The organism is Psychroserpens damuponensis (genome assembly GCF_000826655.1).
In the GTDB taxonomy this organism is placed as follows: domain Bacteria; phylum Bacteroidota; class Bacteroidia; order Flavobacteriales; family Flavobacteriaceae; genus Psychroserpens; species Psychroserpens damuponensis.
In genome coordinates this window covers 1-214 of the sequence record NZ_JXJO01000101.1, presented here as the reverse complement: position 1 = coordinate 214, position 214 = coordinate 1, and the positions used below count along the sequence as shown (strand labels likewise).

At 31.8% G+C, this 214-nt stretch carries 1 protein-coding gene; it reads right to left on the bottom strand.

Annotated features, from left to right (window positions below; all coding sequences use genetic code 11):
• On the bottom strand, positions 1 to 214 hold a 214-nt coding region (locus TD29_RS17730; RefSeq protein ID WP_040282960.1), incomplete at both ends, for a M28 family peptidase.

Genomic DNA, 214 nt, shown 5'->3' with positions numbered 1-214 from the left:
TTTTTCTTCCGCAGAAAACAACACAAACATAATACTACGTTTATTATTTTTTTTAGCAGTAAAATATTTTGCCATAGCCAACACTGAGCTAGTTCCTGCTGCATTATCATTAGCACCATTTGCTATAGAATCATTATCTACCACTTTATTTGAAATCCCAATATGATCATAGTGTGCACCAATAACTACAAATTCATTTTTAAGAACTGGATCG